Here is a 16,958-nt window from a genome sequence, read left to right on the forward strand (position 1 = left end):
CATGTGGCGGCACCTCGAAGGTGCCGCCACATACCATACAGCGGCATCAAGATGATGCTGCCACAACGCAAGCGGCGTCCGCCACAAGCCCCTGGAAAAGCGCCAAGGATGTTTTCCAGAACATGAAGTTTAACGGGACGTAGTGGCATGATCCCTGGGAGCGCGCAGCACCGGCTGCGCACCGAGGCCGTAGGCCTCGCGGGGGTTTAACGGCTATGCGCAGCTGGTGCTGCGCGCTCCCAGAGGCGGCATCAAGATGATGTTGCCACTGCAAGATGATGTTGTCACTGGGATCGTCGAGTTGCACTCGGTTTGCAGGTCGTCGCCGAAGGGGCGCAATTGGAACTATTGCGCCATTTTCACTGCGCCTATGCTCAGGGCTATCTGTTTGCAAAGGCGGTTAATGCCGCCCAGATCACCCTTTTGGCTTCGGCAAATCTTCCTGAAAGCCGCCATTTTGCGACAGAGCATTGAACCGTTATCATTGAACCGTTATCTAGGCTAGCGTTGCACCCGGCGATACCGTCAGCCTGCCGCCGATATGCGATAATTCGCTTCTTTGGTCTTGAGCTTTTCCCTGCCCGGCTTTTCTGTAAAGGTTTTTTGCCACATGCCAGACCACCGCGCATCCCTTCTGATGGTTGCTTCCATGCTTCGTGCTTCCTCTGTGCGCCTTCTTGGGGCGTGGTTTGTGGCCGGTCTGGCGGTGGCTGGGCTACAGGTTTTTTGGGGCCAGCCTTTAGCGGCGCCGATCACGCTCAGCCTGCTGGTGCTGGATGTCGTGCTGATGGTATTACTGCTCGCTGGGATGGTCTATCTAGGGCTATTGAACCGTCCCGCGTGGCGGCATCATCCTGATGCTGCTCTAAAAAAGCGACGGCTAGAAGCCGCCGCCACGGATCAGGGTTTGCTGGGTCTGGGATTGCTGTGGTTGTATGCCCTGCATCGGGTGCTGACGCATCTTGTATTGCTCGATCCGTGGCTTGAGGTGGTGTTTGGGTCGGTGCCGCTGCTTGGCGGCGTACTTACCTTGATCTGGGCCTTGTGTCAAAGCGTTGCGCGATTTAACCGTGCCCAGCAATACCTTCATTCAGTGCTGGATACGCAGCATGAGATGGTGTGTCGCTTTTTGCCCGATACCACCTTGACCTTTGTCAATGGGGCCTACTGCCGCAATTTTGGCCAACCTGCCGAGGCTTTGCTGGGGAAAAAATTCCTTGATCTGGTCCCGGCACACGAACATGCCAAGATTTTAGCGCACCTGGGCCAGATGAACGCAGAGCATCCCGTATATGCCTATGTGCATCGTGTGGTGAATGCCAAAGGGGAGTGGGTATGGCAGCAATGGACGGATCAGCTGATTTTTGATGCTCAGGGGCGGGCCGTTGAGTTTCAGGCCACAGGTCTGGATATCACGGATTTTATGAACGCGCAGCAAGCCGCCCTTGATAGCGAACAGCAATTCAAGGCCTTGTTTATCAATTCGCCGGTGGCGGTACTGATTAATGACCGCGACAGCGGATCCATTCTGGATGCCAATCCGGCGGCCTGTGAGCTGCACGGCTATTCTACGGTGGAGGACATTCAAAATATCTTTTGGAGCAATCCCCCCTATCCGCCCGATTATATGCGCGGTTTGATCAAAAAGGCGGCCCAGCAGGGCGGAATGCAAATGGAGTGGCCGACACGCAAGCGCAATGGCGAGCGCATCTGGGAGCTGATCTATCTGACCCCGCTGCTTTTGGATGGGCAGGATCATGTGCTTGCCACGGTGATTGACATCACCCAGCGCAAACGCGCCGAAGAGCAGGCGCGCATTGAAAAGATGCGCCTGACCAATATCATTGAAGGCACCTCGGTCGGCACCTGGGAGTGGAATCTGCGTACCGGCGAAATCCACATCAATGCACAATGGGCGGCGATTCTGGGCTATGAGCTGGGGGAATTGCTGCCGCTGGGGATCAATGTCTGGCTGGATCGCTTACACCCGGAGGATTTGGACCGGGTGCAGGACATTTTGCAAAAGCACAGCATCGGTGAACTGCCGACCTATGATCACGAGGCGCGCATGCGCCACAAAAACGGCCATTGGGTATGGGTGCATGTGCGGGGCCGCATTATTGAACGCACACCGCACGGAGCGCCGCGCTGGATGTATGGAACCCAGGTGGACATCAGTCAGCGCAAACGCATGGAAGAGGCCCTGCAGCTCTCCCAGGATATTGTCGAACATCTGCAAATCGGCCTGCATGTCTATCATCTGGAGAATCTCAACAATAATCATAGCCTGCGCATGGTCTATGCCAACCCGATCAGCGAACAGTTGACCGGTGTACCGGCGGCACAGCTACTGGGCAAAACGCTGGATGAAAGTTTTCCCGGTCTGCGAGACTTAGGCATCCCGCAACGCTACAGCGAGGTAGTGCGCACTCAGCAGGCCTGTTCGTTTGAAGACATTGAATACGGTGATGAGCGTGTAGCGCGGGCGATTTTTTCGGTCATGGCCTTCCCCTTGCCCGGTGATCATGTGGGGGTGAGCTTTGACAACATCTCCACACGCAAGGCGGTTGAGGAAAAGCTGCATCGCCAGGAGCAGCTCTATCGCAGTCTGGTGGAGTCACAACATGATCTGATTGTGCGCGTGGACCAGCATCACCGTTTTACCTATGTCAACGATGCCTATTGCCGCATGTTCGGCAAAACCCGCCGCGAATTGCTTGGCCATTGCTTCACGCCGCTGGTGCATGAGGAGCATCGTCAGAGCACGCTGGCGGCGATGGAGCAGCTCAACGTCCCCCCTCATCGCGCCTCCATTGAGCAACTCGCCATGACCCGCGATGGCTGGCGCTGGCTGGCCTGGGAAGACAGCGCCATCTTTGATGAGCACGGCCAGATTGTCGAGGTGCAAGGGGTAGGGCGCGATATTACCGAGCTCAAAGAAGCCCAGGAACGGGCGGACACCGCCAATCAGGCCAAAAGCCTCTTTCTCGCCAGCATGAGCCATGAAATCCGCACCCCGCTCAATGGCATCATCGGTTTTGCCCAGATCCTCGCCCGCGACTATAGTCTGACCCCCAAGCAAAGCGAATACGTCCGCACCATTGACCGCAGCGGCCAGCATTTGCTCATGGTGATCAACGATATTCTGGATTTTTCCAAGATCGAGGCAGGACGCCTGCGGTTGAATCTGGAGGATTTCCGCCTCTCCAAGCTGCTTGATGATCTGCAGGGCATGTTTGCCGCCAGGGCTCAGGCCAAGGGGCTGGATTTTCTTATCGAGTGTGAACATGACACCCCTGAAGTGATTTACAGCGATGAGGCGAAACTGCGGCAGGTGTTAATCAATCTGATTGGCAACGCCATTAAATTCACTCATCACGGGGGGATCAGTTTACGCGTTCGCAGCCAGGCGCATCCTGAAGAGCAGCTGCGCATCTTGTGTTTTGAGGTCGAAGACAGCGGCGTGGGGATTCCACACGAGGATTTAAAACATATCTTTGAGGCCTTTCATCAGTCCGTAAGTGGCATCAAAGCCGGGGGCACCGGGCTAGGTTTGCCCATTTGCCAGCACATCATCCAGAAAATGGGCGGTGAGCTAACGGCACAAAGTACCGAAGGGCAAGGCAGCCGCTTTTGCTTTTTTATCGAAATCCCGGAACGCATCGATACCACGCAAACGCTCAATGGGGCCGCGGCACACGAAATTATCGGCTTGGCCGCCGGGACGTCGCCGCCCACCGTGCTTATTGTGGATGACAAAGAGGACAACCGCCTGTTATTGCGCGCCTTGCTTGAGCCGATAGGCTTTGTGATCGAACAGGCAAATGATGGTGAGCAAGCGCTGGCCTGCTTTATGCGCCATCCACCGGATGTGGTTTTGATGGATCTGCGCATGCCGGTGATGGATGGCTTTGCCGCCACCCGCCAGATCAAGGCCATGAGCCATGTGCCGGTGATTGCGGTCACTGCCGCAACCCTGGCAGAAGAAGGCGAGAAAATGCAGGACTGCGGGATTGATGCCTATGTGCAAAAGCCCTTTGCCGCTGAGCGTATCTTTGCGGTACTGGCCCAGACCTTGAACCTGAGCTACCGCTACGCCAGTCAGGAAAGCACCGCCCACAGAAGTTATCACCGGGCCGAACCGACTTTAAAGCCGGATGCCTTGCGCATTCTGCCTGAAACCTTGCAAAACGCCCTCAAAGCCGCCGTTGAAACCGGCGATATCATCGAACTCAATACCCGCATCGCAGACGTTGCCGATTACGACATTGAGCTTTCACAAAAACTGAGCCTCATGGCACAGCGTTATGACTACAGCAGCCTGCTGGCCTTGTTTGAGCACGACTGAATCCATGTGGCGGCGGTTCCCTGCCGCGACGCACCTGCCTGCGCCGCGTGCGTCGCGGCAGGCAGGCGCGTTGCAGGTCGGCAGCCGTCGCTTTTTAGAGCGGCACCATCCTGATGCCGCCACGGGAAAAGACCTGAAGAAGATTTACAGCGCGGTGATTTTTTCGGCGAGCAGACGGCCATTGCGGGCGCAATCGTTCATGGAAACGCCGTAATAGGCGTTATTGCACAGGTGCAGACCGGGATATTTGCCCACCTCGGCAAACAGGCGTTCCATCGCGCTCAGATGCCCCACCGGATAGCAGGGAATGCCACGATCCCAGCGCTGTACAACGTGGACATCCGGGGTTTTGGTGATGCCCATGGTCAGTTCCAGCCCACGGCGGGCGGTTTCCAGTAATCCGGATTCGTCCTGGTTGACCAGCTCGGGGCTGCGCTGTCCACCAATCATCACGCGCACACATTTTTTACCCTCCGGCGCCCGGTCAGGAAAGACGCTGCTTTCCCACAAAATCCCTAATACCGGCATTTTTGCCGAAGTGGTGGTGAGCAGTCCAAAGCCATCCAGCGGATGATCCAGTTCATGCCAGCCCAGGCCAACCACGGCAATCGGTGAGTAACCGATGTGGCTGATCTGTTCGGCCAGCGTCGGGTCAAGCGATTTCAGCATCTCAGCGGCAGCATAGGCGGGGCTGCTGACGATGACCTGATCGACCTGGATTTCCTGGGCATCGCTGCGCACCCGAAAGGCGTTGCCATCGCGCACAATCTCATGCACTGCTTGACCCAGATACCAATGCGCCCGCAGATGCCCATGCAGATAGTCAATAAAGGTCTGCACCCCATGATGAAAGCTGGTGAGCACCCCGCCGGGGCCGGCCTGGCTTTTGCGCCGCGCCATCATGCCGCGAAACAGGCCGCCGTGTTCACGTTCCAGCTTGACCACTAGGGGAAACGCCGCCTCAACGGATATGCGATCCGGGGTGGTGCCATAGATGCCCGCGGTCATGGCGTCCAAAAAGACATCGGTCATGGCCTTGCCGACACGCCGGTAGCCGAAGGATTGCAGGGTTTCATCCTGCAAATCGCGCTTGGCGGGGATGAACACCTCCGCCGCCACCCGCAGCTTCTGCGGCCAGGTGAGCAATTTGGATTTCAAAAACAGCGGCGGGGATTCCGGCAGACGATGGATCTGATCGGTGTAGATATAGCGTTTACGGGTCAGATCAGAGCTGCGCAGGAGTAAATCGCTCGCCCCGGCGTCTTCCACCAGTTGCAGGCTATCGGGTTTATTGGTCAAAAAACCGTTACCGCCGGCCTCAAAATAAAAACCATCGCGCTCCAGGGTGTGCATGGTGCCGCCGACTCGAGGATTGGCATCAAAGCAATACAATTCCCAGTCCGGGCGGGCTTTTTGCAGATAAAAGGCAGTCGTCAGGCCGCTGATACCGGCCCCGACAATGGCAATGCGCATGATCAAATTTCCTTAAAAAGTCGTGATTACTTGTGAATAAATTATTTTCCAGGAATGCAGGTGAGGATGCTGCACGTTCCTGCGTAGCCATGGTGCTTATCGGTAAAACCCTTTGCAGCAACAGTTAGGCATAGCGAAAATGTTTTACCATATTTACCAGCGTTTCTAAAGATTGCCGCAAATGATCGGTGGCTTCTTTGAATTTTTCTGAATCATTGGCGCTGTGCATCATGGCATGGCTGATGGCGTTGATGTTTCTGTCAATCTGACCGGCAACATTTTCCTGCTCTTGTGCGGCCGCTGCAATCGCCTGGTTCATGTCCTTTAAATATTCAATGGAATCAGCAATATTTCTGAAGGCATCGCTGGCTTGATGCGCGCCTTCTGCAGCCTGCTGTACTTCGTTGAGACTATTGCGCATCATCGTGATGGTGCTCTGGCTGGTATTTTGTAATTCCTGTATTAGACGATGTACCTCGCCGATGGATTGCTGGGTGCGGCTGGCGAGATTTCTCACCTCGTCAGCAACTACTGCAAAGCCTCTACCCTGCTCACCAGCGCGAGCCGCTTCAATAGCGGCATTCAAGGCCAGCAGATTGGTTTGTTCGGCAATGGCGTTAATCACATCGACAACACCATAAATGGCCTGGCTTTTTTGTTCCAGAGAGGTCATGACCTCAGCCTGTTTATTAATCTGTCCGGTCAGTTTTTCAATGGTCATGACATTGAGGGTAATGGCATGATTCCCGTCATTAACCTGATGTTGTGTTTTGTCGGTGAGTCCAGAGGCATCATTCATGCGATGCGCAATTTCTTTGGTACTGGCCAGCATCTGCGCCATGGCACTGGCGATCTGTTCTGCTTCTTGCTGCTGTTCATTGAGACGTTGTACATTGACATCGCTACTGCTTTGTAATTGCATGGCAGAGCTGCTGACTTTTTCTGCCGTGGCGTGAATTGAGGAAATAACCTCGACAAGATTTTTGCGCATACTTTCGGTGTACGCCATCACACTGTCTTTCGGAACATCTTTGATCGTGTGATAGACCTCCCCACGAGCAATTTTTTGCAGTATTGATACCACGGTGATCGGTTCTGCACCCAATACAGATTTTATATAGCGATAGCTGAGAAAAAGCCCTATCATAAAAATAAACAGGACAAAACCCATCATGGCAATCAACACGATAAGCCAGAATTGTGCGCTCGTTTTAGCGCTATCAACCTCTGCCTGGGTGCGCGCATCCAGCAACTTAAAAAATTCATTGACCGGATGCATGATCCTGGCTTTTTCCTGATGGTACTGCTGATCGTGCATGATCCGTCTGGCCATTTCCAGGTCAGGTTCAGCGCGCCGTGTAAAACCGCCTTGACGATCCTCATAAAGACCTTTAACCGCATTCATGGCCACGGTTTCGGTATGTACCAGGCCGTTGGAATTGGCTTCCGCTTCTTTCAATTTGGCAAATTCCTGTTCACTAAATCCCATATCTTTCATCAGGCTTTGCAGGGGAATTGTCTGTCCGCGTGAGGGAGGGCTGACTTCGCCAACCGCTGCAAAATCCCAAAAAATACGGTGATAATGATTGGGGCGGGGTATCTCACCATTGCGAATGGCAAGCACCTGAAAATATTGTTCTTCCCACTTAGGCTGGGCAGTGACGACATAGGTCCGTGCCAAGCGGGTTAAATCATCGGAGCTTTGGCGCAGCTCATCCGCCAGTAAATAAGAAAAGTAGCGCCGCTCTGTTGCCTGAGTAACCTGCGAGGACATCTTCATCTGCTGCAGTGCTACCACCATCAATAACAGCATCAGTAAACAGGTGAGCGCACTTAAAAAGAAAAAAAGCTGCTTTAGCGTTAAATTTTTCACGGTAACCTCGTGTGCCCAGGGGGTTGTCTGCTCAGTACGCCCATCGTACCTTGAGATGCCTTTGGTCTTGATGCCTGAATTTACTGCGCTGGCGCTGATTATTTCAATGCGCGCTGGGTAGATGGCTTGGCCAGCAGTGCATCAATCGCCTCATTGGCCAGCGCATCTGCCCGCTCGTTGTCTGGATGGCCGCTGTGGCCGCGCACCCAATGCCATTGAATGTCATGCGGATCAGCGGCGCTGTCCAAGCGCTCCCACAGATCTTGATTTTTCACCGGCTGACCGCCTGCGGTGCGCCAGTTGCGCCGTTTCCAGTTAGCGACCCACTGGGTAATGCCTTGCTTGACGTATTGGGAATCGGTGGTCAGATTGACCTGACAGGGACGTTTGAGGGCTTCCAGGGCCATAATCGCCGCCATCAATTCCATGCGGTTGTTGGTGGTATTGCGCTCGGCGCCCGATAATGTCCGCTCGCGGTCCTGGTAACGCAAAATCGCCCCCCAGCCGCCGGGGCCAGGATTACCGCGACACGCCCCATCGGTAAAAATTTCAACACATTGGCTCATGATATTTTGCTTGATTCTGATGTGATCCATCCATGCCAGCGGTCACGAACCTTGCCGTGGCGACCACCTCATGCGTGGATTTAAGGCGCCGTGATCTATGCGCTCTGTACTCTCATTGTACTTTACTGAGAATGCCTAAGGTCAAATCTTTAAAAACTGGGGACAACGCTTGGGAGCACGAGGCTTAAGCTCCGCATGAAAACGTGGCGGCATCTTCCAGATGCCGCACTAAAAAAAGGGGTAGCACTGCAGAATGTAGTGAATCGTCAATCAGCGGCGACAGGCTAACCAGGGGGCGTTAACCATCAAGCCGGCCCGATAACGGCAGAAACGAGACACAGTAGCGACGAGGAGTTCCTTGCCGGCCGCTCATCGCGCGTGGCGATTCGCCTGAACGGTTTGATGTTCTGAAAGAATCTTTCTACCAGATGGCGATCTTTGATAACTGTGCCCGTTGACCGCGATAACATCCACGCGGTTCTTTCTCGGGGGAATCACGGGTTCGGCGTCCATGGCGCGAATACTGCCCCTCAGTGCCGCGGAATCTTAAGCCGTGTCAGCGATCACCTTCTTGGGGATGCACCCTGCGGGTAGACCCTGACAAGACTGTCGTCAATCAGCCGGTGCTCCACGTCCGGGTCATCGGCCATTGCCATATCCCCTTTTTCGACCACCGGTGATAGCGCATGTAAATGCTATGGCCGCGTCCAAAGCATTCGGGCAGATCCCGCCAAAAAGACCCGGTGTGCGCAATCCACAGGACCAGCAATTCCAAATTTGGGCTGCTCAGCACCGGGAGCGCCGCCCGGGTGGGGGCTGGGCTGTTACCAACGCCTCCAGCAAGAAGCCAAAGAGCGCTTGCCATGTGGCGAAGACCAGGTAGAGCGTCAGCGCGCGCAGATGCTCAAAGAACATCCGCCGCGAGAATAGGTGTTGGCGCACGCGTTGGTAGAGCGCATCGCCATGATCGAGAATCGAGTGGATCAGAAAAGCCATCAGGATCAGTGTGGCGAGGTGGGACGCCAGATGCTGCTTGCCATGACCATAATGGTGTCAAATCGATAGCCTTGCGTCTTGAGGATGTTATTGTTCTCGTTCTCAACCTTCCAGCGACTGCGCCCGGCGGCGACCAAGGCGACGATGTTGTCGCCATCGATGGGTTCCGAGGTCGCCCAAGCGTTTTGAAAGAGCGTCTCGCCCTTGTCGTTGGTGACGGTCAACTCGCACCCATTGACCCTCAGCGCATCCGTGCCTTCGCGCAAGGGAACGGTGTTGATCCAGCGGTAGGTTTCGCTCAGACGCTGGGTTCCGGTCCAGTGGGTTGTGGTGCGCACCTGCAGGTCTGCGGTGCGCTCGAAATCGGCGATCCATTCATAGAGTATGGGATGGGGGTAAACACACGAACAAGAAACCACCGCCCTGGGCGAGCACCTGCTCGCAGAACGGCTGATGGCAGTCGAGGTCATCGCCGAGAAACAACGGATTCCAGGGGCGCACGGCGGCCCCCCAGGTGTGGAGCCAGCGGGTGGAGGCTTTGAGTTCACAGTCTTGTTTCTGCTGTTCCTAAAAACCTAAACAAAGTTGCTCAGGATGGTTTTTCGGTAATTCGCTCTCCGTTGATAGCGCCCCGAAGGGCGAGCAACTGGAGTCCTGGTTGAGCAGTCCCAACCGAATGGCCGGTCAACACCGGCAACATGGGCGGTTTCAGCCGTCGAAACCCAGCTTGCGCCATAAAAGTGGCCTCGGCGTTCATCCTGAACAGAGAACAACTTTGCGATTCGACTTCGACCCCGACCATAGAACGCGAAACCTTCGCGTTTGTAGATAACCTATCTAAAATGGAGAATTCTGATAAACAATGAATAAAAAATCAAGAACTGTTTTTTGCTCCTGCCCGTCCTGCGGCATCACAAACGCCGGGGGGCAGGCGAAGACCTGAGGTTGTCTTGGCGCGACAATCACCGGCGTGACCGCAGAATGGAAATAGCGCATCTGGCCATTTTTCCGTGTCCGCGTGGAGCAACATGGACAAGAAATCTTGGTTGAGCGGTGATACTGCGTCCCCTCCAGCGCAATCAGCAAACCTCCATGCGGCCCGCGATGGGAGGCGAGCGCGCCTTGGTCATGCAAGACCCCAACGACCTCGATGAACAGCGGGTACAGCGGCGCTGGCGCGATATGATCAAGCGGGTTGCGGATCTGCTGATCGCTCGGGATCTGATGGACGCCAAAGAGCGTGCGGGCGTTGTTGGCGCCGCGTTCCTTGTCCATCCGGCGCTGAAAATCCAGAAACGACGGACTTTGCATGAAGAACACTGAGAGCGCGCTCAAGGCGGCGTCACCGATGGTATAGCGCTGATTGTTCCCGCCTTTGCGATGGTCAGGTAAGGCGAACAGTACCTCGCCCAGGCGGCTGATGGAACAGCAAAGCGATGGCGCTGGGCTAAGGTTGGAGACCATGGGCGATGCTTTAGTCTGTGAAGGATCTAGGTGTAAGCTCTGGAAAGACCTTGATAACAATTATGGGCTTAAATTTGGAATTGCTGATCCTTCGCGGCGTGATTGACCTAAGAACCTGTTCAAAGTCTTCTAAAAATAGCCGACAATAGCAAGATGAGACATACCTATCCCAGTGACCTCCGTCGAGAGCCGTTCGAGCAGATTCGTGCCTTACTGGAAAGTGGACGCAAGAAGACGGCCCCCCGGCGGGTGGATCTGTACGATGTATTCTGTGCGGTGCTGTATCGGCTAGGTACGGGTTGTCAGTGGCGAGCCTTGCCAAGCGAGTATCCGAAATGGCGCACAGTGCATCACTCTTTCACGATCTGGAGTGAGCCGCGCGAAGGCGGCAGCCTGCTGGAGCAGGCTTTAAAAAAATCAGGTGAGCGCAGCCCGCAAAAAACAGGGGCGCAATGCCAGTGCCACGCGGTTAATCGTGGACGCACAAAGCGTCAAGAACGCAGACACCGCAGAACACAAAGGTTATGATGCGGGCAAGAAGGTTTCAGGCATCAAACGCCCTGTGGCGGTGGATACACAAGGTCTACCCCATGCCGTGGCGGTGACAACAGCCGAGGTCACAGATCGCCAAGGCGCCGTGCAAGCCTTGGCGCGCTGCAAGACGGGGTTGGGTTGTGTGCCAAGCGTGCTGGCCGACGGTGGCTATACCGGCCGACCCTTTGCCGAGCACGTGCAAAAGACCCTGGGCGAGCACGTGACCGTACACATCGCCAAGCGCAGCGAATTGCATACCTTCAAGGTCATCCCCACGCGCTGGGTGGTAGAGCGCAGCTTCGCCTGGCTGGAAAAGCACCGGCGATTTTGGAAAAACGCTGAGCGCACGCTCAACACCCGCTTACCATTCGTTCACTGGGCTTTCCTGTGCCTCTTGCTCAAGAGACTTTAAACAGCTTCTTATTAAATCAAGGGGACGGGCTCAGGTCAGTAGCCAGTGGCTGTAATCGCCTCGGCGGCAGTGGTCTGAGGCCATTGAGGCGCCATAGGCGCCGACATTGAGCAGGGCCACGGCATCGCCGGGCTGGACGGGGAGTAGCGGATGTGCGCTGGCCCAAAGATCCAGGGCTTCGTTGATGTTACCGGCGAGCGTGACGGTCTTAAGGGTTTCGCCGGGTGCGGGTGCGCGGCAGCGCACCGGGTAGCAGGGGAGTTGGTAAAAGGCCGGCTCAGGGGCGAGATTAAAACCGCCATCGAGAAAGACAAAGGGCTGGGCGGCGCGCATTTCATAACCGCTGACCTGCAAAATCAGGGCCCCGGCATCTTGTACCAGATAAGCCCCCGGTTCCACTTCCAACCGTAGACCGCGCCGTCTCAGGCGTTCAGACAGTAGCTCTGCCCAGGCTTGCAGATCAAGGGCTGCATCGTGTGCGGTTAAGGGGACGCCTAAGCCACCGCCGATGTTGATACATTCCAGCGAGGCCCCCAGGTCCTCCCCCATCGCCAGCACGGCATCCACCAGCTGGCCCAGGCGCTCCCGTTTGTCATTGAGATAGCCACATCCGGCATGTACATGCAGGGTGGTGACACTGAGGCGATAGCGTCGTAACAATACCCGTGCGGCGTCGATCTGCTCGGGTAACAGGCCGAATTTGGTGGTGCGTCCACCGGCATAATCCAGCGCGGGGTTATTTTCATAGCCCAGCCCGATCCCCGGATTGACCCGCAGCCCGATGGCCCGCCCCGGCGCGCATTGGCCCAGGCGCTCCAAGGTGTACAGGCCATCGACGTTGAGCCAGATATCGCGATGATGCAATACCTGGCGCAGCTCGCTCTCGCTCAAGCCGCAGGCGGTCAAGGAGATGGCCTTAGCGGCAAAGCCACAGCTGCGCGCCAGCGCAATCTCACCCGGTGAGCAGGCATCAATCCCACACGCTTGATGTAAGGCCAGCGCGGCCAGCAGCGCGGGTTGGCGGTTGGCTTTCATCGCGTAGAGGATGCGTGCCTCCAGACCCGCCTGTTTTAGTGCGTTGCGCAAATGATGTAGCTTGTGCAATACCCTGGGCAGGGAGAGGACATGCAAGGGCTGGCCTGCTGCCTGGCGCAATTCCGCCAGGTGATGACCGGCGAGGCTGAGCTGTCCGTGTTGATAGCCTAAATCGTCACGTTGCCACCAGTGCGTGGCCGGGATTGGGCGGGTGGGCTGAGTGGGTGGTAGTACATCCATGCGTGATATCCCGAATCAGAGCGATTTAAGACTGGCCAGATAATGCATTCCGGCGTCATTGATCAGCTCGCGGCGACCGGCAATCCAGCGCCTGCAGTCGCGGGAACCACATTGACAGGCAAATTGGCGAAAGAGACGATCTTCCGTCTGCGCATAATCAATGCTGAGAATCTGTCCCGCTTGCAGCGGGCGAATACTCAGCAGCTCCAGACCCAGCATGTCCAGCACACAGTTGGGCGCACAGCCATGCGCCAACAGGCCGACGGAGTGTTGGGTGGCAAGGTGTAAATGCGGGAACAGTTGCAGGGTATGCAGTTGAATCTGGCGTGAGAGGTGGCCGTCAAAGGCGCAGATCACCTCACCGGGCTGAAACGGGCGGCTGGCAGCCAACGCCACGCCATCCAGATAGGGTACGACATGAAACGGCTCGGCTGCGATTTCGTTAGCCATGAACAACACTCCTTGATCAACGAGGCCATACCGTGGCGGCGGCTTCTAGCCGTCGCTTTTTTAGAGCGACACCGGAAAGATGTCGCCACGTCATGGCGGATATTGCCGCGATCCGCATCGTTTTAAAAATCGCCGTTTACACCAGCGTCGATGATTTCATAGATGACATCGCGCACCTGCTGCGCCAGTGGTTTAAGTTCTTCGCTCAGTTCTGCGGCGTGCAGCATCATGTCCATATTCAGGGTGGTGATCCAGACCTTGCCGGTGGTATCTTCCACAACAGCAATACGGCAGGGCAGGAATCCTGAAAAAATCACATCAAATTCCACCATGCGCTTGGCAATCAGGGCATCGCAAAACCCCAGGATGTGCATATAGCCGGAGGTCTCGCCCAGGCGCTGAATCTGCCGCGATAAGGGCAGATCGGCAACCAGGGGAAAATTGAGCAGATCGGCGCGCAGTTTCATGGAATCTACCGCATCAGTGGCCGATACCCCCTCGGCAACGGGAAATTTCTGGATGCTCAAGCGCACCATCTCGCGCAGCTGGGCTTCTGTAATGGTAGCGGGCGGTTCTGCAGCGAAGAGGGTCGCGGGACTCAATAGCCAAGCCAGCAGCGTCAACAGACCAAGATATTTCACAACAACACTCCCTTCAGGTTTGATAAATACAATACGCAAAGCTTAGCGGCGTTTATACACCACGCCGGGATTGCAACGAATAATTTCAAACATATCCGAGACCGCGCCGATGGATTCCGAGGCCCCTAAAAACAGATACCCTCCCGGATTGAGGGCATTGGCCATGCGCCGCAGGATGTCTTGCTTGGAATCCGTGGAAAAATAGATCAGCACGTTGCGACAAAAGATGATGTCAAAGCGTCCCAGCAGGCTATAGCTATCCAGCAGGTTAAATTCGCGAAAGCTGACCTTGGCCTTAACGTCGGCATTGAGCAGCCAGCGTCCGTCCTTTTCGCTGAAAAAGCGCTGGCGGCGTTCCATTGACAGGCCGCGCCCTACCGCAAGGTTATCATAACTGGCCTCACGGGCCTCACGCAGCACGGCCGCCGAGATGTCGGTGCCGGTGATTTGCAGATTAAGCCGCTGCGGGTATTCCGCCGCACTCATGCTGATGGAATAAGGCTCCTGTCCGGTAGAGCAGGCGGCACACCAGATGCGTATCAGCCCCCCACCGCGCTTGAGCAGATCGGGAAAAACCCGGCTTTTGAGGATTTCATAGGGGAAGACATCGCGAAACCAGTAGGTTTCGTTGGTGGTCATGGCCTCAATGACGCGGGTGCGCAGTTTACCGCCACGGTCTTCCTGCACCATGCGCAACAGCTCACTGACCGAATGCACCGAAAATTCACTGAGCAAGCGTGATAAACGGCTGGTGACCAGATAATGCTTATTATCCCCTAATACCAAGCCACAGCTTTTTTCCAAAAACAGGCGGAAGGCTTCGTATTCTTGTGGTTGTATTGGCGTTGATGACAAGCAGGTTACTCCGTCAGGCTTAGCAGCGTATGTCAATGGCACGCAGTGGAGTATAGCGCACTGTGCGCTCTATCGCAGAAACTCGCTGCACAATGTCTAAGGCCCGCAACCCGCAAGGCCCACGCAAAGCACTCGCCGTGAGGATTTGCCCAGAGACCGGGCAACCCCTCAAAGCCTTTGATGAATCAGGTGGCCCGACGATGAGGGGCATCCCCATGCGTTTGTTCGCGCACATCCTGGGTGATTTTCATGGCGCAAAAATCCGGGCCGCACATAGAACAAAAATGGGCATTTTTATGCGCCTGCCGGGGCAGGGTTTCATCATGAAAGCCCTGGGCACGCTCCGGATCCAGTGACAGATTAAACTGATCCTCCCAGCGAAACTCAAAGCGGGCCTTGGACAGGGCATTATCCCGCAGCTGCGCCCCCGGAAAGCCCTTGGCCAGATCGGCGGCATGGGCCGCAATGCGATAGGTAATGATGCCATCACGCACGTCTTGCTTGGTCGGCAGCCCTAAGTGTTCTTTGGGGGTGACATAACACAGCATGGCCGTGCCATACCAGCCGATATGCACCGCCCCCATGGCGCTGGTGATGTGATCATAGGCCGGGGCAATATCAGTGACCAGTGGCCCCAGCGTATAAAACGGCGCCTCAAAGCAATCCTGCAACTCCTTGTCTACATTGGCGCGCACCTTGTGCAAGGGGACATGCCCCGGCCCTTCGATCATCACCTGCACATCATGTTGCCAGGCCAGCTGGGTCAACTCGCCCAGGGTTTCCAGCTCGGCAAATTGCGCGGCGTCATTGGCATCGGCAATGCAGCCCGGACGCAAGCCATCGCCCAGACTGAAGGCGACATCATAGGCCTGCATGATCTCACAGATTTCCTCAAAATGGGTGTAGAGGAAATTTTCCTGCTGATGCGCCAGACACCACTTCGCCATAATCGAGCCGCCGCGTGAGACGATGCCGGTCAGGCGCCGGGCAGTCAGCGGGATATACGCCTGGCGCACCCCGGCATGAATGGTGAAATAATCCACCCCCTGCTCGGCCTGTTCGATCAGGGTATCACGCATTAGCGCCCAGCTCAGTTCCTCGGCGCGGCCTTCGACTTTTTCCAGGGCCTGATAGATCGGCACCGTGCCAATGGGGACCGGACTGTTGCGCAAAATCCATTCGCGGGTCTCATGAATATGCTTGCCGGTGGACAGATCCATCAGGGTATCACCGCCCCAGCGCACCGACCACACCAGCTTTTCGACTTCTTCTTCAATGCCTGAGCCTAGCGCCGAGTTGCCGATGTTGGTGTTGATCTTGACCCGGAAACGCCGCCCGATGATCATCGGCTCCAGCTCCGGGTGATTGATATTGGCGGGAATGATGGCCCGGCCTTTGGCGATCTCAGCGCGCACAAATTCCGGGGTGATCTGCGCGGGGATATCCGCCCCAAAGCTTTCCCCCGGATGCTGGACCAATAAGGCGCGATAACGCGGGTCCTCGCGCAGGGCCTCCAGGCGGCAGTTTTCACGAATCGCCACATATTCCATTTCCGGGGTGATAATCCCTTGGCGGGCGTAGTGCATCTGCGTGACGTTTTTACCCGCCAGCGCCCGGCGCGGCGGGCGAATATGCGCAAAGCGCAGGGCCTGAAGCTGCGGGTCTTCGCTGCGTAATTGCCCATAGTGCGAGCTTGGCCCGCTGAGTGTCTCGGTATCGCCACGCTCGTTGATCCAGCGGCTGCGCACATCCGCCAGCCCCTGCCGCAGGTCAATGGTGACGCTGCTGTCGGTATAGGGGCCAGAGGTGTCATACAGCGGGATGGGCGGATTGTCTACCGTCTCCCCGGAAGGCAGGCGCGTCGGCGATTGCAGCACCTCGCGCATCGGCACCCGCAGATCAGGGCGCGAACCTTCCACAAAAATCTTGCGTGAGTTAGGAAAGGCACTGGCCTCTTTGGAAAAGGCACAGCTTGGGCGGGTTATCACGTCGTTGGGAATGGCATTCATTATAAATTATGAGAGTTCTGGCAGACGTTGCCAGCACACAGCAGCGCCTCGCTTAAGACGAC

At 56.1% G+C, this 16,958-nt stretch carries 14 protein-coding genes and 1 pseudogene; 2 read left to right on the plus strand and 13 right to left on the minus strand.

The window, feature by feature from the left end; all coding sequences use genetic code 11:
- Window positions 1-525: 525 nt before the first annotated feature.
- Complete coding sequence (locus THISIDRAFT_RS15030; RefSeq protein WP_256439192.1) at window positions 526-651, minus strand: hypothetical protein; 126 nt, start codon at window positions 649-651, stop codon at window positions 526-528.
- Between THISIDRAFT_RS15030 and THISIDRAFT_RS06235 the strand changes: the two genes are divergently transcribed.
- Window positions 650-4,348 carry a PAS domain S-box protein gene (locus tag THISIDRAFT_RS06235; protein ID WP_040853248.1) on the plus strand — a complete coding sequence of 1,233 codons (3,699 nt, stop codon included), beginning with the start codon at window positions 650-652 and terminating at the stop codon, window positions 4,346-4,348. The genes THISIDRAFT_RS15030 and THISIDRAFT_RS06235 overlap by 2 nt on opposite strands.
- A gap of 144 nt (window positions 4,349-4,492) precedes the next feature.
- On the opposite strand, the gene hemG is transcribed toward THISIDRAFT_RS06235, so the two are convergent.
- The 7 genes from hemG to THISIDRAFT_RS06270 all read right to left on the minus strand — a co-directional run bounded on the left by hemG (window position 4,493) and on the right by THISIDRAFT_RS06270 (window position 10,720).
- Entirely contained in the window at window positions 4,493-5,821 is a 1,329-nt protein-coding gene (gene hemG, locus THISIDRAFT_RS06240) for a protoporphyrinogen oxidase (RefSeq protein WP_006788620.1), read from the minus strand.
- Between the two features lie 124 nt (window positions 5,822-5,945).
- Entirely contained in the window at window positions 5,946-7,694 is a 1,749-nt protein-coding gene (locus THISIDRAFT_RS06245; protein ID WP_006788621.1) for a methyl-accepting chemotaxis protein, read from the minus strand.
- A gap of 98 nt (window positions 7,695-7,792) precedes the next feature.
- Window positions 7,793-8,260 (minus strand): ribonuclease HI, encoded by a 468-nt coding sequence (gene rnhA / locus THISIDRAFT_RS06250; protein WP_040853251.1) that lies wholly within the window; start codon window positions 8,258-8,260, stop codon window positions 7,793-7,795.
- A gap of 616 nt (window positions 8,261-8,876) precedes the next feature.
- Entirely contained in the window at window positions 8,877-9,125 is a 249-nt protein-coding gene (locus tag THISIDRAFT_RS15320; protein ID WP_083824670.1) for a transposase, read from the minus strand.
- Window positions 9,047-9,256 (minus strand): hypothetical protein, encoded by a 210-nt coding sequence (locus THISIDRAFT_RS06260; RefSeq protein ID WP_006788623.1) that lies wholly within the window; start codon window positions 9,254-9,256, stop codon window positions 9,047-9,049. The genes THISIDRAFT_RS15320 and THISIDRAFT_RS06260 overlap by 79 nt, the downstream gene beginning before the upstream one ends.
- Before the next feature lie 5 nt (window positions 9,257-9,261).
- Window positions 9,262-9,675 (minus strand): hypothetical protein, encoded by a 414-nt coding sequence (locus THISIDRAFT_RS06265; RefSeq protein ID WP_006788624.1) that lies wholly within the window; start codon window positions 9,673-9,675, stop codon window positions 9,262-9,264.
- 418 nt (window positions 9,676-10,093) lie between these two features.
- Window positions 10,094-10,720 (minus strand): hypothetical protein, encoded by a 627-nt coding sequence (locus tag THISIDRAFT_RS06270; RefSeq protein ID WP_006788704.1) that lies wholly within the window; start codon window positions 10,718-10,720, stop codon window positions 10,094-10,096.
- Between the two features lie 153 nt (window positions 10,721-10,873).
- Between THISIDRAFT_RS06270 and THISIDRAFT_RS06275 the strand changes: the two genes are divergently transcribed.
- Window positions 10,874-11,666 (plus strand): IS5 family transposase gene (locus tag THISIDRAFT_RS06275; protein WP_221913965.1). Its coding sequence is split into 2 segments (ribosomal slippage): window positions 10,874-11,133 and window positions 11,132-11,666, totalling 795 coding nucleotides; the frame shifts between segments, so codons are not numbered across the junction.
- 30 nt (window positions 11,667-11,696) lie between these two features.
- Here THISIDRAFT_RS06275 and THISIDRAFT_RS06280 read toward each other — a convergent pair.
- The 5 genes and pseudogenes from THISIDRAFT_RS06280 to thiC form a co-directional block, all read right to left on the minus strand.
- Complete coding sequence (locus THISIDRAFT_RS06280; protein WP_006787798.1) at window positions 11,697-12,941, minus strand: type III PLP-dependent enzyme domain-containing protein; 1,245 nt, start codon at window positions 12,939-12,941, stop codon at window positions 11,697-11,699.
- 15 nt (window positions 12,942-12,956) lie between these two features.
- Window positions 12,957-13,391: an SET domain-containing protein gene (locus tag THISIDRAFT_RS06285; RefSeq protein ID WP_006787799.1), complete on the minus strand. Its 435-nt coding sequence runs from the start codon at window positions 13,389-13,391 to the stop codon at window positions 12,957-12,959.
- A 122-nt stretch (window positions 13,392-13,513) separates the two neighbouring features.
- Window positions 13,514-14,032 carry a DUF302 domain-containing protein gene (locus tag THISIDRAFT_RS06290; protein WP_006787800.1) on the minus strand — a complete coding sequence of 173 codons (519 nt, stop codon included), beginning with the start codon at window positions 14,030-14,032 and terminating at the stop codon, window positions 13,514-13,516.
- Window positions 14,033-14,074: 42 nt separating this feature from the next.
- The gene (locus tag THISIDRAFT_RS06295) at window positions 14,075-14,887 is read right to left on the minus strand and encodes a CheR family methyltransferase (RefSeq protein ID WP_006787801.1); all 813 of its coding nucleotides are present in this window, start codon (window positions 14,885-14,887) and stop codon (window positions 14,075-14,077) included.
- A gap of 224 nt (window positions 14,888-15,111) precedes the next feature.
- Window positions 15,112-16,896, minus strand: a pseudogene (thiC, locus tag THISIDRAFT_RS06300) (phosphomethylpyrimidine synthase ThiC); the annotation flags it as partial.
- Window positions 16,897-16,958 lie beyond the last annotated feature (62 nt).

Origin of the sequence: Thiorhodospira sibirica ATCC 700588 (genome assembly GCF_000227725.2) — a bacterium.
GTDB classification, from domain to species: domain Bacteria; phylum Pseudomonadota; class Gammaproteobacteria; order Ectothiorhodospirales; family Ectothiorhodospiraceae; genus Thiorhodospira; species Thiorhodospira sibirica.